Source organism: Anabaena sp. CCY 9402-a, assembly GCF_963920945.1.
GTDB lineage: Bacteria > Cyanobacteriota > Cyanobacteriia > Cyanobacteriales > Nostocaceae > Trichormus > Trichormus minutissimus.
Genome location: NZ_CAWUDL010000043.1, coordinates 20,157 through 36,153, shown reverse-complemented (window position 1 = coordinate 36,153; position 15,997 = coordinate 20,157). Strand labels below are relative to the sequence as shown.

At 39.7% G+C, this 15,997-nt stretch carries 13 protein-coding genes; 1 reads left to right on the top strand and 12 read right to left on the bottom strand.

Annotated elements, in window-relative coordinates; translation table 11 throughout:
* Positions 1-175: 175 nt before the first annotated feature.
* Positions 176-400, top strand: a complete 225-nt coding sequence (locus ACM0OR_RS16760) for an indolepyruvate ferredoxin oxidoreductase subunit alpha (protein ID WP_190701510.1) — start codon at positions 176-178, stop codon at positions 398-400.
* Positions 401-614: 214 nt separating this feature from the next.
* Here the strand turns inward: ACM0OR_RS16760 and ACM0OR_RS16755 are convergent, their stop codons facing one another.
* From ACM0OR_RS16755 to ACM0OR_RS16700, 12 genes are all read right to left on the bottom strand, one after another.
* Positions 615-2,801, bottom strand: coding sequence for a GumC family protein (locus ACM0OR_RS16755; RefSeq protein WP_414577529.1), 2,187 nt, complete (start codon positions 2,799-2,801; stop codon positions 615-617).
* Between the two features lie 72 nt (positions 2,802-2,873).
* Positions 2,874-4,025, bottom strand: coding sequence for a DegT/DnrJ/EryC1/StrS family aminotransferase (locus tag ACM0OR_RS16750; protein WP_414577527.1), 1,152 nt, complete (start codon positions 4,023-4,025; stop codon positions 2,874-2,876).
* 139 nt (positions 4,026-4,164) lie between these two features.
* A complete protein-coding gene (locus ACM0OR_RS16745) occupies positions 4,165-5,238 on the bottom strand; it encodes a GNAT family N-acetyltransferase (protein ID WP_414577526.1) in 1,074 nt (357 codons plus the stop codon).
* Between the two features lie 150 nt (positions 5,239-5,388).
* Entirely contained in the window at positions 5,389-6,057 is a 669-nt protein-coding gene (locus ACM0OR_RS16740; protein ID WP_414577524.1) for a PIG-L deacetylase family protein, read from the bottom strand.
* A gap of 8 nt (positions 6,058-6,065) precedes the next feature.
* Complete coding sequence (locus ACM0OR_RS16735; protein ID WP_414577523.1) at positions 6,066-6,758, bottom strand: WbqC family protein; 693 nt, start codon at positions 6,756-6,758, stop codon at positions 6,066-6,068.
* Positions 6,759-6,770: 12 nt separating this feature from the next.
* Positions 6,771-7,493 (bottom strand): sugar transferase, encoded by a 723-nt coding sequence (locus ACM0OR_RS16730; protein WP_414577521.1) that lies wholly within the window; start codon positions 7,491-7,493, stop codon positions 6,771-6,773.
* A gap of 264 nt (positions 7,494-7,757) precedes the next feature.
* Positions 7,758-8,924 carry a glycosyltransferase family 4 protein gene (locus ACM0OR_RS16725; RefSeq protein ID WP_414577519.1) on the bottom strand — a complete coding sequence of 389 codons (1,167 nt, stop codon included), beginning with the start codon at positions 8,922-8,924 and terminating at the stop codon, positions 7,758-7,760.
* On the bottom strand, positions 8,921-10,105 hold the full coding sequence (locus tag ACM0OR_RS16720; protein WP_414577517.1) for a glycosyltransferase: 1,185 nt from the start codon (positions 10,103-10,105) through the stop codon (positions 8,921-8,923). Before ACM0OR_RS16720 ends, ACM0OR_RS16725 begins: the two co-directional genes overlap by 4 nt.
* A 28-nt stretch (positions 10,106-10,133) precedes the next feature.
* On the bottom strand, positions 10,134-11,627 hold the full coding sequence (locus tag ACM0OR_RS16715; RefSeq protein ID WP_414577516.1) for a hypothetical protein: 1,494 nt from the start codon (positions 11,625-11,627) through the stop codon (positions 10,134-10,136).
* Positions 11,624-12,820, bottom strand: a complete 1,197-nt coding sequence (locus ACM0OR_RS16710) for a glycosyltransferase family 1 protein (protein ID WP_414577515.1) — start codon at positions 12,818-12,820, stop codon at positions 11,624-11,626. The genes ACM0OR_RS16715 and ACM0OR_RS16710 overlap by 4 nt, the downstream gene beginning before the upstream one ends.
* Positions 12,821-12,824: 4 nt before the next feature.
* Entirely contained in the window at positions 12,825-14,753 is a 1,929-nt protein-coding gene (locus tag ACM0OR_RS16705; protein WP_414577513.1) for a glycosyl hydrolase family 28 protein, read from the bottom strand.
* Complete coding sequence (locus tag ACM0OR_RS16700) at positions 14,701-15,975, bottom strand: lipopolysaccharide biosynthesis protein (protein ID WP_414577511.1); 1,275 nt, start codon at positions 15,973-15,975, stop codon at positions 14,701-14,703. Before ACM0OR_RS16700 ends, ACM0OR_RS16705 begins: the two co-directional genes overlap by 53 nt.
* Positions 15,976-15,997 lie beyond the last annotated feature (22 nt).

Here is a 15,997-nt window from a genome sequence, read left to right as displayed (position 1 = left end):
TAATGAGTAGTGAGTAGTGAGTAGTGAGTAATGAGTAATGAGTAGGTAGGTAGGCATTGTAGTTTTTTCCCCTGCTCCCCCTGCTCCCTCTGCTCCCCCTGCTCCCCCTGCTTTCTTTTCCCCAATCCCCTGCTAGGCTAGAAAAAGCTGATTTAAAAGAGAGGGAATCTATCAAATGCCGCACACTATTGTTACTAATGTCTGTGAAGGTGTCGCCGACTGCGTAGATGCTTGTCCAGTAGCTTGTATTCATGAAGGCCCTGGTAAAAATGTCAAGGGAACTGATTGGTACTGGATTGATTTCTCTACCTGTATTGACTGTGGTATCTGTATTCAAGTTTGCCCTGTTGCAGATGCGATCGTTCCAGAAGAAAGACCTGATTTACAAAAAACTCCTTAATGTTGTCATAGCTAGCAACTTCAGCTAGCTATCAAGTGAGAGGCGGTAATGGTTAACAGGTAATGAATAATAATTGCTACCCCATTAGCCATTACCAACGACTAAACCCGAATGTCACCAAGAGAAACTAAAACACAAGTGTTTTAAGCAGTTTGTAAATTATATATTTTATCGATTACCTGTTTAGAGGATGCCTACACACACCCACTTGAGTTCAGACCTTAACTTTTGCCATACTAAAACTTTCTTGTAGGTAATCTTCCTCAGCAAAGTAGTAGCTGTAGCGTTCATTGTGGGAAATCACGCCATTAACTACCTGTCCTAAAACATTCTGACCAGATTTTTCTAAAAATTCTCTAGCGAAAGCCGCATTCACTGAATCTACTACCCCTGGACGAACTACCAATAAAACGCCGTCAGCCATTTGTCCTAAAGTAGCAGCATCAGCAGCAACATTTAAGGCTGGAGTATCAATAATCACAAAATTGTATTTAGTCGCAAAGGTGTCGATTAAAGCTGCCATGCGTTTGGAGTCCAAGAGAGATGCAGGATTAGGCGGTACTACTCCAGAAGTCAGGACATCCAAATAACCCATAACTGGCTTAATTGCTTTTGTCGTCTCTGCCTGTTCAACAATCACATTGCTCAGACCTTGACTATTATTGATATCCCAGATTTTATGCTGTACTGGACGGTGTAAATCTGCATCTATTAGTAATACCTTATGTTCTTTCTGGGCTAATGCTGTCGCTAAGTTAGCCGCTACTGTTGATTTACCTTCTTGCGGTACAGAGCTAGTGACAACGATCACTTTTAACTCTTTATCAGCACTCATAAACCTCAGATTTGCTCTTAACATCCGGTAAGCTTCACTGATGGCAGAACGAGGAAAATCTCTCATAATAATCCTCTGACTATAATACTCTATTCCTTCATCTTCATCAGCATATTTTCTCAATTTATTAACCCTAGGAATTACCCCTAATAAGGTTAAACCAAGCAATGTTCTGGCCTCATCAATAGTTTTAATAGACTTATCTTTTGACTCCAAAATATACACAGTTGCTAAAGCAGCTATAAAAGCTAATAAGCCAGCACTCAAGTAAGAAATCATTGGCGAAGACATTGACTCGTCTGGAGTTTCAGCCGAGGATATAATGCTGGCGTTGCCAACATTTTGATTTTCTGCTATGCGACTTTCTTGCAGCTTTTGTAATAGCAATGAATAAGTAATTTGAGAAACTTGTACTTTACGGTCTAACTGACGCTGTTTTTGTTCCAACCTTGGCAAATTATTCAGACGTTGTTTATAGGCAACTTGTAAGTTAGATAAGGTACTAAATTGCTTGATTGAACCTAGGCGAATTGACTCTAATTCCACTAGCCTACCGGATAGTTGTTGTTGTAAGACTCCCAGTTGTAGGTTCTGATTTAGTTGAGATGGATTTGTACCTACAACCTGATTGACTCGTTGTTGTAATAGCCTATTTAATGAGGTTAATCTTTCTTCTAATTCAATAATTTGTGGATGTCTGTCTTGTAAAATATTGCGCCTTGCAGTGAGTTGTGATTCTAGTTGCTGGATTTCTTGCAAAATATTTTGTACCCCGGAAGTTTGGCTGAGGGAAGTCATCATTACAGCCTGTTGTGAGTTCATACCAAGCTGTTTACGGATTGATTGAGACTGTGCCTCACTATCAGCAACTCTAGATTGAGCGGCATTCATTTGGTTTTGTAGGTCTGTAATGACTTCCAGTGCTTTGGTTGCTTCTTCTTGTAAATTAACAACTTTGTAGTTTTCCTTAAACCTCGCTAGTTCTGCCTCTGCTTTTTGAACAACTGATTCTGCATCTGGCAGTTGTTTTTCGATAAATTTGCGGGCAGCAGATGCTTCACCTCTGAGAGAAGATACATTTTGCTCTAAATATATTTCCACTAGAGTATTAACGACTTTGGCAGACATTTCAGGGTTACTATCTTGGTAAGAAATTTGCAGAATATCAGTGCCTTTAACATCTTTTACATTGAGTTTTTTGAGAAACTTTTTAGTTTTTAAAGGACGACCTTGATTATCTTGCAAATTAAGTCTAGCTATGGTTTTTTTTACAAGCGGTGTAGACCGTATCACCTCTGCCTCTGTATTGAGAGGATTAGTTAGCTGATTTTGTGCTACTGACTCCAACTTATTTATTTCTGTTCCTAAACCAGTTAAATTTGAAGTAGTATTTGTCCTTTGAAACTTTAGTTTTGCCTCCGCTAAATAAGCAGGTTTTCTCAAATAAAAAATTGCTATTGATGAAGCAAAAAAAACAGGCAGAAAAATAAATATTGCCGACATTCTACGACGCTTGAAGATGTGCCAATATTTATCAAATGAAGAATTATATTCTTGATTTTCCATAATTAATTGGGATAATTAAAAACCGAATTTAATTGTTAGGTGTTTCAAGTACATCGAATCCTAAACCATGAATCAATGAGTTTGGTTTTCGTGAGTACCATAGTGAATTGTTGTAATTCCATCAATCACTCTTGCTAAATCTTCGCTGGTCAGATTAGATCCAGAAGGTAAGCAAAGACCGCATATAAATAAATCTTCTGCTACTGCACCGCCAAAACATTCACACTCAGAAAACACAGGCTGGAGGTGTAAAGGTTTCCAAACGGGACGAGATTCAATTTGCTGTTTGGCAAGTGCTAGACGGACTTGTTCTCGGTCTGCACCAAATGCCTGAGAATTGATAGTGAGACAAGTTAGCCAGCGAGTTGCTCTTCCATAATCAGCTTCTGGCATGAATTCTAAACCTGGTAGTTTTCTTAACGCAGAATTGTAGATTTCAAAGTTATGTCTTCTAGCTGCGACTCGCTCATTTAAAACCAGCAATTGACCGCGACCAATACCAGCTAAAACATTGCTAAGGCGGTAGTTATAGCCAATTTCTGAGTGTTGGTAGTGGGGAGCGCGATCGCGGGCTTGAGTTGCCAAAAAACGAGCTTTTGCGACCAATTCTGGGTCGTCAGACACCAACATTCCACCACCAGAGGTGGTAATTATTTTATTGCCATTAAAAGAGTAAATACCAATGCGTCCAAATGTGCCAGGAGAATGTCCTTTGTAAGTAGCACCTAAACTTTCTGCCGCATCTTCTATCAGGGGAACTTCATACTGATTGCAGACTTGGAGGATGGGCTGTATATCTGCGCTTTGTCCATATAGATGTACCACTATTACAGCTTTTGGTAACTTACCTTGATATGCACGATTCTGCAAGGCTTCATGCAACAAATCTGGGTTCATATTCCAAGAAGTGCGATCGCTATCAATAAAGACTGGCTTTGCACCTAAATAAACTATGGGGTTGGCGGTAGCAGCAAAAGTTAAAGTAGAACAAAACACCTCGTCCCCAACCTCTACTCCCACCAATCGTAAAGCCAAGTGCAAAGCCGCAGTCCCAGAACTGACAGCCGCAGCATAACCAGCACTAGTCACCTGACAAAATTCTGCCTCGAAAGCGTCAACGTGAGGGCCAACAGGTGCAATCCAATTAGATGCAAATGCTTCTTTGACGAATTCTAGTTCGTCAGCACCTATATGTGGCGTTGATAGAAGAATAGGTTTATTCATGCAAAATTTCGTGATATAGTGCTATTTTTATCCAACATCTTTTTTTAGGAAATTTACTTTTAGCTGTTAAAAAAGCAGCCTCTGGCATCTTTATCCGCATGGATTGAGCAGCTTGATATAGTAAATTCAATCCACTTTTTTATGAAAAAGAACGATATGCAGGAAAGAAATTAGACTGGTAGAAAACTTCGGGAGATTTTTTTAATTCCTTGGCACGGAGTTGTACTAAATTAAAATATTTCTCTGCATCTATAATTAAACGCACTACCAAAAATGTATGCCTTTGCTGAGAAAAACCTGCTTTAAAATGGTAAAGACTATCTTTAGCAGATCCAACACCACCACCTAGATGTAAAACTTTATTTCCACGTCTTTTAGCCCATAATCGCATATAATCAATCATTAACTTGTTAGGTGCAAGCTTCAAAAAATCATTATTAGTCCCACCCAGATGATATTGCACAATTTCACAACATTCAGTAAATATTGACGCACAGGCAATTTGATTTTCTAATTCAACAATACATAGGTGAATTTTGTTATTGAGATTTGATAAGCCAGTAAAGTATTCTTGATTAAAATAAAAATTATTTTTAGCTTCAACTCGATCCATTGTTTGATGATATATACTGATAAAATCATTTAAATAATCATCGTAATCAACGACTTTTGCAATAAAGCCTGCCCGTTTACACTTATTAATATGTGTCCTATGTGCTGACCTCGTTTGATGCCAAAGATCAGCTTCTGAAAGTGTTAAGTCTATAGATACAGTTTCTCCTTGTATTTTATAATCTTCTGGAGGCAAAAATTCTTGAACATAGTGATTGAGTATGGGATGCAATCTTAAAAATGCTGAACAGACATTCTTGGTAGAAAATACAGTTTTTAATTGTTGTAATGCTTGATTTAAAAAATCAGGTGTGTGACAAGCAGCTTGATTAATTAGAAGTCCTGGATAGCCATAGGGTGAGACAACATCAAAAACCTCCAGAGTTGTCAAATGATTATCCAAAATATCATCACAACGGCGCAATAAATAAGGTAAAAAAAATATTTTTTCTCCTTCGTTAATTAAAATAGCTTCGGCAATTGATTGAGTTCTTTGTGCCTCTAAATAGACATATTCAGGTAAATGATAAACGTCATGCTTAAGTTTTTCTAGTGTTTGTGTCCACAAGGGATTTGCTAAATCAAGAATTTGAATATTCATTGCTATTATCCCTAATTTTGTTGATCTAATACTTGATTCACATATCCTTGGATAACTCCTAACTAACACATTTTCTAACTATGCTATAGCCAGGCTTTTAAACAAAAAAACGTGTTAGTTAGGAAATAACTTGCTTTTTACCAGTTTGACCTAATGTATATCCCGCACCAGTATGAAAGCTTCTGCCGCAGGTAAACTGACAGTGCTACCACGCAACTGCGCTAAATTAGCGATCGCCTGCAAAGAACGAGGATGAGGTGCTTCTTTGAGTTGGCTTTGATAGCAAGCCATAGCCTTGAGCTTTCGCTCTAAACAATTTGTGATATCTACAAACACCGTAGGAATAAAAGCCTCATCACCAAATGGCGAAGCCCATTCAGTTTCAGATAGGGTTTCATAACAAAAAATCTGGCGTACAGAACAAGCATTTATAGGACGTGCTGCAACCATACCCGCCTGATAAACAATGCGGTGGTCAGCATGAATATCACCACGATGGGGCAAATACAAAATATTAGGTTGTAATGAGCGAATTACACCGCTAATGGCATCAGCCAATTTATAACCAGGAAAGGTGTCTAACTTGGGCGCAAGAAAGTCTAGAAACTGCACACTGGATACACCTAAAATTTCATGAGCTGCTTTGAGTTCCTGACGAGTTTGTAATTCTTCTTCTGGTGGATATATTTCTGGATCACCATAAGTAATTACTAAAATATGTACCTCATCGCCATGATCTACATAGCGTGCAATTGTACCTCCACAACCTAAAATTTCATCATCAAGATGGGGTGCAATAACTAATACTTGATTTTTCATTTTTTAACTCAACAAACATTCAAGAATTTTTTAGTATCTGAACCACAGCAAAAAAGAGTGTCTAAAATTGACAGGTTAGGTGCAAAGCCCAATTCGGGAAACATTTGTGTATAAGTCGGATAACTAAACTCTTGCCAGAATACATCTATACCAGCAGTGGCAAATTCTGCCATATTCATATACTGTCTCCCGCCAATACCTGACAAGTAAGCATTAGCTCCTATTGCTTGACAAATATTAATTAGTAGTTCAGATTTATTACCCTCAACCCCCAATGTAGACATATATACAATGGGTTTATTAATCTCTAAAATCTCCATTACCCATCTCATCATTGCCATGTTGAGTTCACAGAGATTCACCCATTCTTGCTGAAATATTTTTTCTAGTCCTGAGCTATATTGAGCAAAGTAAGGAGCGCGGGCATAATTTGTTACAATCGCATTCCAATGCTTCCGTGACCAAGGAAATTCAGAGTTTATTTCCATTGTATTGATAAATTCTTCTTCCCTGGCGCGATGACATACTGGTACGGTTATCCATTGGCTTCCTTGGCTAGTTTTGATTTTATTGCGATGTTGCAGACCACGCCTTTCAAACTGTACAGTGTCCATCGCTACAAAAATGTCACCTTGATTTAGCTTGTGAAAAAATCCCAGATAAGGAAAATACTGTGGTTGGTGAATCACTGCGGTTTTCATTATTTAAATACCTTAACTATCTGATAAACCGTTATCTTGTTCGTATACACCTTCTTGGCGCAGCACAACTGGAATCGTGCGAAAAATAATCATGATGTCTAACCAAAAATTCCAGTTGTCTACATACCAAATATCTAAATTTAACCGTTCCTCTAAGCTGTTGGATAAGCCGCCCTTTACTGCTTCCCAAGCAGTCAAACCAGGCGGTAATAATAAGCGTCTTTTCTGTAAATTGCTATAAGTTTCTAGAGATGAAACCAATAGCGGTCTAGGCCCTACTAAACTCATATCTCCGCACAAAATATTGAAAAGCTGAGGTAATTCATCCAGGTGATATTCTCTTAAAAACTTACCAACGGGTGTAATGCGGGGATCACCTTTGAATGTATCAAGACCAGCACCGATGTGAATAGCTCCATCCATCATCGTGCGAAATTTATAAATCACGAATGGTTTACCTAGTTGTCCTAGGCGTTCCTGGCAAAATAAAATCTGACCCGGAGAAGTAAGTTTAACAGCTAAAGCGATTAGAAGGAAAATAGGAAATAAGCTAACAATCGCTATACAAGATATTACAACATCAAACGCACGTTTACATATCAGTTGCAACCTGATATTTTTATGTATGCTTAGATAAGATTGTTGAACTTTAAGCCATTTTTTTTCTGTCCAAAAATCTGTATTAATCGTAGCAGATATTTGGACAATATTGTCATTAATATTTTTGGTGTTCATGTGTGTAATATATTGATATTACTAAACAAAAAAACAACATTTATTAGCCATCTAGCAGCCTTTATCTAGCTAGCGATGGATAGACAGGTAAAATCTCTTGATGCAACAACAAATTGCTAGATAAATACTAGAAATGGCATGAAGGGTGAAAGGCGATCGCTAGTACAAGTCCATATAATGCAGACTTAATAAATCATCGCTGAGTGCTGAGTGCTGAGTAGTGTTAGCGGTAGCAGGGCGTTGAGCATCGTGCTGAGTCAATAGTCAAAGGTTTTTCTGCTCCGCAGTCCTAATCTCCAAGATAGCTTCAGCATATAAAGCCTCGTATTCTTTCAGAATGTACGAAAGTTCATAGCTGGCTATACGTTCTCGTCCTTGCTTGGCGATCGCTTGAGCTGCTTGAGGATTATCTAATATCCAGGCCATTCCCTGTGTAATTGCCTCTATATCACCCACTTTGACGAGTAAACCACAGCCTTCTTTGAGTAAATCTCTAGTTCCACGAATATCTGTGCCAATTACAGGAGTTTCCATAGACATAGACTCCATCACACACCGGGGTAGACCCTCTCGATCAGACGCAAGTATCGTAGCTGTGGCTGCACGCATTAAAGCGGGAATATCTCGGCGCACACCCAAAAAACGGACTTGATTTTGCACCCCTAGTTGCATTGCCAGATTCTGTATTTGATTCATTAAAAATCCATCTCCAGCAAAAGCCAAGCAGGCTTGAGGTCTAGCCAACTGAGCAAATGCCCTTAAAACATCTTGAGGATGCTTGCGGGGGATGAACTCAGCTACTGATAAAAAGAATGGGGTATCTGGTGCTAATCCTAATTCCTGGCGTAGCTGCTCAACCTCAGCATCGGAAACAGCTTGAGGATTGTAATACTGTAAATCCACGCCAATTCCCGGCATATATCTAATCTTTTCATGGGGAATCAATCTGTAACGTTTTGCTGTTTCTTCATCCTCACGATTAATTACTACTAAATAGTCTGTCCAACGTCCAGCCAACTTCTCCAAAGTTAGGAAAATAGCATTTTTTAAAAGCTCTCCACCGTTATAGAAGTGAAAACCATGTGCCGTGTAAATCACCCTGAGTCTGTTCTGCTTATTCAAATCCTTGAGAGCATAGCGGGTAACAAAAGCTGCTACTGGCGTGTGAACATGAACTAGATCATATTTCTCCTGCCGTATTACCTGTTGGATGATACGCGGAGCAACGACAAGATTCAATGGATTTAAAGGATTGCGTGACCATTCTATATCCCAAACCTGATCAAAAGCTTTTATACATTCCACATTCTGAGAAACTCCCGTAGCCATTGCATCAACCCGCCAACCTTGAGTGCGAAAGTGATGAGCAAAAGGAATCAAAAAGGCACTCAGAGTATCTGGTACAGTAGTCACCATTAATAAACTTTTCATTGTTGTTTTAACCAAAGTTCTGTTTGTTCACGCACATACCGATAAAAATCAATTCGTTGTTCATATAGCACTTCACTTTTGTACTCTTTGGCTTTCTGGAGATTACGGGCTGACATCTTGGCCATACGTTCGGGATTAGTCACCACTTCCCTAATCTTCTGTGCTAGGCCATTCGCATCACCTGGCTGCACCATATCTTCAGCCGCTAAGAGTTCCGGGATACCGCCGACTGTAGAGCCGATACATGGTAATCCTCGCGCCATTGCTTCCACCATTGCCCTTGGTAGGCCTTCTTGATGGGATGGTAAAACAAACACATCAGCCTGGTCTAATTCTGCACGTACAGTATCGCCAGCAGCTAATTGACCACGGAAAAAGACGCTATCTTTTAACCCCAATCCTACTGCTTGTGCCTCTAGTTCTGTTCTATGCTTGCCGTCACCAACTATAGTCAACTTCAGGTCTATTCCTTGCTGTACACAAATAGCCACAGCATTAATCAGGACATCAGGAGCTTTATAGAGTTGAGCTAATGTACCTACAAAGAGCAAATGTAAGGTGTCCAACTTGGTAAACCGTCGAGGAGTCAACACAAAACACTCTTCGGAAAGCTCTACATCTGAGATTCCGACTGAATAGTTCGGACAAAAGTATCTAGCTTGTAAAGCGTGTTTGGTGACATAGGTAGCTGCACACGCTCCAGCGCATTGTCGTCGCAATTGTTGAGGAAACCGCCATCGAAAGAAAGGTCTTAAGGGATGTCTAACAGAATTAGGGGCAAACACATCATATGGGTCTGCAACGACTTCTACCCCGTAGGGATAATTATGTTTGTCTAAAAGTGGTTGGAGATGGTTGGCAATTTGTGAAGAAACACGCATAATCACGGCATTACCAAGAGTAAAAGCATTTTTGACAGTCTGCTCAACTTGTCGCACCTTCAACAAATACTGTTTTGGGCCTATGTAGTCGGGTAAAGCAATGAAAGATACGCGATCGCCATTTGCTTGTTGATAATCAGATGGAACTGACTCCACCTCTCGAACGCGAGCTAACACGCCCACATGATCAAACACCTTCAGGTAATGCCTCCAGAATGAATGAGGAAAGGTTGTTTGTGTCCAAACTACTCCATCAGGAGTCCGATCAAAATGATGCTCTAGTGTAATGAGAAGATTCATAGTTAATTCGTAGTTTTATTTAGAGCCATCAAGGTAAATTTTTGATGGTTTTTTTATCAGAACTTAAGAAAACTATCAAGGTAGCAACACCACTATTTTTAAAGAGAAAAAAGATATAATTATCTGTATCACCAACCAGAATTACAAAACAAAAGTTGACCAACATTGGCAATAATAATAATCGCTGATCCTCTGGCAGTAAAGTGAAGAACCAATATCTTACTCTTCCTACAATCAAGCCCAAAACAATAAAAGCAAGTGGAATCACAGATGGGCCGAAATTCAGCATGGTTTCACCTGCTAGTCCGTAAACTTTTGAAGAACTCCAGAGTTGAGGATGATAAGTTCCCATACCATATTGAGCCTCTGTTCCTTCCTTTGTTTTTTCTGGTAGCTTTTCAGGCATAATCGCGCTAGGTATGAGCATAGTTAATGCTGATAAATAAGTTCTGCCCCAAGCATATTGATAGTCGCTATCATGTCTCATTAGTCGATAGAGTAAAAAAGCCTGAATATCGCTTCTGCCTAAGTCTTGTAAAATTAGAACTTGCCAAGTACGCCCAGATTGTTCTTCTAAGCTACTAATACCTTCTTGCCCTTCTAATGCTGTATTGATTGCCTCTAAACCTCCCGTTTTCAAAAAACCATAAATATACATAAAAAACATGAAAAATACCAGCCCAATAGCAATTTCTTTCTTGCTAATTTTACGAATCAAAAAATGAATTATTCCTACCGCCCAAAACAAAGCCCAAATCGTGTTACTGCGACTGCCCCTCAATCCACCAAAAAATAATTGCAGTCCTAAAAATATAATTAACACTACGATTAATACTGTCTTGCTTTGCAGTCGTTTTTGATTTTGTGCATAGACAGCAAATCCCATCATGGAAACAATAGGAAAGCTCTCAGAAAGTAAAAAGAGAATGCCCATACCTTGGAATTCATTTTCACCTTCCCTCATTGCCGCCCTGGTAGCAGCTTCAATATAGTTAGCGATGCCGCCAAATTTTTGGTAAACCATTACCTGTAAAATAGCTGCAATAATTAAAGCTACACAGATAATTGGGAAAAAATGCTGGCGATTGATGATCCAAACAGTTTTTTTTGAGTCCTTTTGAGGAGGCTGACAACGAAGATTACGAAAAAAACGATAAACCCAAAGACCTAAAAAGTTAAGGATTGCCATACCTCCTAGCCAGGGTCGCCAGTCAGGTGGAGGTATGATATCTTCTCCCATCCACAAGTTCCAATAGACGTGTAGTAGAGGGGCTAAGAAAAAGAAATGAAATCCCAATAAACCGATAATTCCTACCGGATCGAAAATATTTAACCGACCTCGAAACCAGTCAACAGCATCAATACCGATGAAAATTCCACTCAATGTAACTGGAATTAAAAACCAGTGTAAAAACTGTTCGGAAGATTGCAGGAAAAAAAATATGATCGATATGCAGATCAAAACTGCAATGATGAGACTATCTAGATATGTGCGTTGCAAGTGCAGTGTTTGTTGTCTCATACTACTACCTCGCTGATCAATTGTGTTGCATACATCTTCTGCAAATGCTGCATGGATGTTTCTATGCTGAACGGACTCTGTTGAACTTGGGCTAATACTTCAGCTGGAGTAATACTAGCTACCGCGTCTCTTTGTGCTAAGATTACCTCCGCCCAATGGGAAGTTGTTCGTGATAGGGATGTTCTCGTGATTAGAGGCTTAACTATATCCACTTCCTCAGTAATGACATCCGAAAAAACACATGGTAGTCCTGCTGTCTGAGCCTCTAATAATACCAAAGGTAAACCTTCATGCAGAGATGGTAAAAAGAACACATCCATTGCACCTAGCATCAATCGAGGGACATCAGGGCGAGAACCTGCAAAGATGACGCGATCGCCTAACCCCATTTGCACAACTTGTTGGTAGGTTTCTAGTTGCAAATAGCCTTCCCCCACCAGCAACAAGCGCGTTTGCGGTTCTCGTTTGGCAATTTCTGCGGCAATTTCGATCAGAAATTTATGATTCTTTTGGGGTTCAAATCTACCCACATGACCAATAACGAAGGCATCGCTAGGTATGCCAAATTCAGCACGCACAGCTACCGGATCGATAACCTGTTTATAGGGTGTTAGATCAATACCGTAATAAAGAGTCTGCCAGCGAGAATCAGTTTGCCACTGAGAACCAAACAAATCGGTGGCAGCTTGGCCACTGCATCCTAAACCCAAGGTGGCGTTACGGTCAATCCACGATTTCGTTAAGGAATTATACCCGCGCCGATATAAGCTTGTTTGTTGAGCAGAAGTATCATTATGACTATGGGCAATACGGACAGGTACGCCCGCCTGTTTTGCTAAGTTGAGGATATAGCCGCTAAAGTGGTGGACATGGCTGTGAACAATATCATAAGCACCAAATTCGCAGAAAATCCGCTTGAGGTTGGCGGCGTAACTCCAGGGATACCAACGTTGTAGAGGACAGGGGATAATCTGACTACCTAGATTGCGAATTTCGTCATCGTAAGGGCAGGTTTCTGTGGTGTGGACGAGGAAATCCATCTGGAAGCGATCGCGGTCAATATGCCGCAAAATGTGCATTAACCAGGTTTCTATACCACCCCTGACCATCCCGCCAACGACATGAAGAATGCGGATAGGACGCTGATTGATCAATGAGTCTATGGGTTGGGCTGTTAAATTTGTGGAATACATATCACTACTCACGAATATTGACTACGGCTTGAAAATCAGAACCAACCAAATAATTGGTACTGTTTGGCAGATTCTCCAGAGAGAGTAAGACTGTTTTCAATCCTTCCTTGTGGCGATCGCCTTGGGGTCGAATGGCGATCGCTACAGCATCTGCACCTACGGGAATCGTCACTACATCAGAGATTTTTTCGTAATCTTTACCATTTTCTGCTGTTCCCCGAATGGTGTATTTGACTGTTAAGGGTTTTTTCGTGTCACCTGTGCGTTTAATCCGAAATTCTCCGTCATTATTTGACGCAGAAGCATACAGTTTGCTGGCATGAATATTCACAATTGTGGGATTGCTAGTGGTAAACTTCAAATTCACATATTTATTGCGAATATCAAAATAGGCATCTTGGGGATTTAAAGCTTTTTTGCCTTCAATACAAAGATTGTCAAAGATAATATTGCTGATGTCGCGCTGTGCATCATATCCTTGAAACACTGACTTTGCACCACCGCGATGATCGGCTGTTAGGTTGTGAATATAGACGTTACGGATGTAACCCAACTTGTCTGGTGATGATTTAAGTTCCCAATCACCGACTGTAATTCGCCACTGAAATAAATCCGCCGCTTTATCTGTTTGTGGGGTATCCAGAATATTTTCTACACGAATGTTTTTGAAGTAAATATTTTCAAAATTTGCTCCTGTCATTGGCCAGAAGCCTGATAGTTCATTGACATAGACAACATCTATATTTTCATAAGTAATATTCCTGACAACATCTTGCTTTGTGGTTGTGCCAATTTTGAATCCATTACCACCATAAAAAACAGCATTGCTAACATTAATATTTTCATTATTTTGGATTTGACCATTTTTGTCACCGCCATGAGATGTGGCATCATCTGTACCTTGGTACAGTACATTGTTAATGGTGATATTTCTAGAAGACCAAAAATTAAAACCGTCAGTATTCAGGAATTCTGGCTCTGGATTTGCTAAAATTTTCAAATTATCAATTTTAATATCCTCGGAATAAGATATCCAAACATTCGCTACTACGGGATCTTTGAGGAGGATATCCTGCAAAATAATATTCTTGGTATTCTCTAGGAAGATTAAACTGTACCATCCTTTTCTCGGTCGCCAATAAGACCCATTACCATGAATAGTTCCACGACCGATGATTTTGACATTTTGAGCATTTTCAATTTGGATTAAGCCTTTACCATAGGCAGGAAATTCATCTTTAGTTGCTGATAATAAAGCTCCAGCAGCTAAATTCAGAGTTATGTTGCTTTTGAGATTAAGTTGCCTGATTGTGTATATTCCTGGTGGAAAGTAAAGCACTCCTTTTTGTGCAGAAACTTCATCAATAGCTTTTTGAATTTTTGTGGTGGCATCATTTTCACCTGTGTTATCTACCTGATATTTCATGATGTTTATCACCTGAGCATCAGCTAGGTTGGGAGTTTTTTTTGCTAGAGGTTCTGCAAAAATAAATAATTTCTCATTCGATGAATTTACCTGATGCAAAATTAATTTTCTGGGAACAGTCAATGAGAAAGAAATTTTGTTACCTTGTTGGTTGGATTTTAGTTGATAACTCTTGGGACTAAGGGTGTAGCTTTTGACTTTTTCTTTGATTTGAATTTCTATATCAGCCCTACCTGCAAAGGCAAACTGCACGTAGCTTAAGGAATTATATGTTTCTACAAAGAGAGGTTTGTCATTAACTGTTACGGAATAAATATGGCTTTGTTTACCAGCAGTAGGGGAAGGATAAGGTTGAACTATACCTTCACTAGATAATGCAGTGCTATTCATCGAGGAAACAAAAACGGGAAGTATATGTGTGATTGCTAGACAGACAAGCAACAATATCAACAGATTAATTTTTTTGTACCACCATCGTTGGTGGTGTACGGGGTTTTTGTAATACATAAATAATTACTCCCGAACTAATCAAAGCTTGCACAGTAGCTGCTAGTAACAAAGCGATCGCCGCTCCTAGCAATCCCAGTTTTGGCAACAACCACAGACAACCTATTGCAGAGATACTAGCTACGGTAATAAACAAAGGTATTTGAATCCGAAAATACCGGGCTGCGGTCATTCCGTAGCCTAAAAAGGAGGATATATAGTTCATTCCGGCCGTCACCATTAGCCAGACAAACAAATTATTCTGCTCTGCATATTCAGATCGATATAGCAGTGTAAGAATTTGCTCTCCAGCAAAGATCGCTACTAATACACCTGTTCCGCCAATGAGAACTGCAATACCCACCAACTTGAGTAAGAGTGAACGAAAACCTTGGCGATCGCCTGCGACGTAATATTTGGCTAGTTTAGGTGTGGCTGAATCTCCTAAAGCATTGACTAGCATATTTCCTGCCACCATCAAATAGGCTAAGGCGGAAAAAATTCCTAGTTCCCGTTCGCCTAGATATTGCTCAATAAAATAGAGTGGAATATTGCTATTGAGTGAAATGAGCATCATCACACATCCCAAAGGCAAACAGAGCCATACCAGTTTGGTAATAGTTTTCCGATGCCAGCATGGTTGTAACTGTGACTTCCGCCTGAGCATTAAGAAGCCACTGCGAATATCATAGGCAAACAACACCAGACCCCAAGCCAAGACTAAACCTGCTACTCCTCCCAAAATACTGCCAGATATATATATTCCCAGTGCCAGAAATAGTAGTGATAAAAGACCTTTGAGCATTAGTGATAGGGCTATTCGATCCATCCTTTCCTGCTGCTGAATTAGCCCATAAAATACATCACTAATCGACTCAAATGCTTTTGCTAGACCGATAAAAGAGATAGTTAAAATGGTTTCCCATCGATATTCTCCTAACAAAATAATGATGGCAATAATCAAAAGAGCCAGCACGGTTGAGATTAGTCTTAGACCTAAGTAATCACTAAATAGATATTGTTTTTTAGCATCCGTTGCTTGCACAGATCGCAAATGGAGATTTGTAAACATAATTACCGGTGCTGTGACTGCAAGCCCCAACGTAAACTGCCCCACCATCTCTGGACTGCCGAGTTTAGCCATCACTACGAGCATTCCCCACTGGCAGCCTGCATAAACTAAATTACCAATGAATGTCCAAGAGAAGTTTTTTCGTAATGTTAATGGCTTGTTTCCTAACATACATTTTTGAGGAATTAGTGCT

What these genes read in the sequence shown, in the direction of transcription:
- ACM0OR_RS16760 (WP_190701510.1), top strand. Translation starts at nt 176, where the DNA reads ATGCCGCACACTATTGTTACTAATGTCTGTGAAGGTGTCGCCGACTGC.
- ACM0OR_RS16755 (WP_414577529.1), bottom strand. Translation starts at nt 2,801, where the DNA reads ATGGAAAATCAAGAATATAATTCTTCATTTGATAAATATTGGCACATC.
- ACM0OR_RS16750 (WP_414577527.1), bottom strand. Translation starts at nt 4,025, where the DNA reads ATGAATAAACCTATTCTTCTATCAACGCCACATATAGGTGCTGACGAA.
- ACM0OR_RS16745 (WP_414577526.1), bottom strand. Translation starts at nt 5,238, where the DNA reads ATGAATATTCAAATTCTTGATTTAGCAAATCCCTTGTGGACACAAACA.
- ACM0OR_RS16740 (WP_414577524.1), bottom strand. Translation starts at nt 6,057, where the DNA reads ATGAAAAATCAAGTATTAGTTATTGCACCCCATCTTGATGATGAAATT.
- ACM0OR_RS16735 (WP_414577523.1), bottom strand. Translation starts at nt 6,758, where the DNA reads ATGAAAACCGCAGTGATTCACCAACCACAGTATTTTCCTTATCTGGGA.
- ACM0OR_RS16730 (WP_414577521.1), bottom strand. Translation starts at nt 7,493, where the DNA reads ATGAACACCAAAAATATTAATGACAATATTGTCCAAATATCTGCTACG.
- ACM0OR_RS16725 (WP_414577519.1), bottom strand. Translation starts at nt 8,924, where the DNA reads ATGAAAAGTTTATTAATGGTGACTACTGTACCAGATACTCTGAGTGCC.
- ACM0OR_RS16720 (WP_414577517.1), bottom strand. Translation starts at nt 10,105, where the DNA reads ATGAATCTTCTCATTACACTAGAGCATCATTTTGATCGGACTCCTGAT.
- ACM0OR_RS16715 (WP_414577516.1), bottom strand. Translation starts at nt 11,627, where the DNA reads ATGAGACAACAAACACTGCACTTGCAACGCACATATCTAGATAGTCTC.
- ACM0OR_RS16710 (WP_414577515.1), bottom strand. Translation starts at nt 12,820, where the DNA reads ATGTATTCCACAAATTTAACAGCCCAACCCATAGACTCATTGATCAAT.
- ACM0OR_RS16705 (WP_414577513.1), bottom strand. Translation starts at nt 14,753, where the DNA reads ATGTATTACAAAAACCCCGTACACCACCAACGATGGTGGTACAAAAAA.
- ACM0OR_RS16700 (WP_414577511.1), bottom strand. Translation starts at nt 15,975, where the DNA reads ATGTTAGGAAACAAGCCATTAACATTACGAAAAAACTTCTCTTGGACA.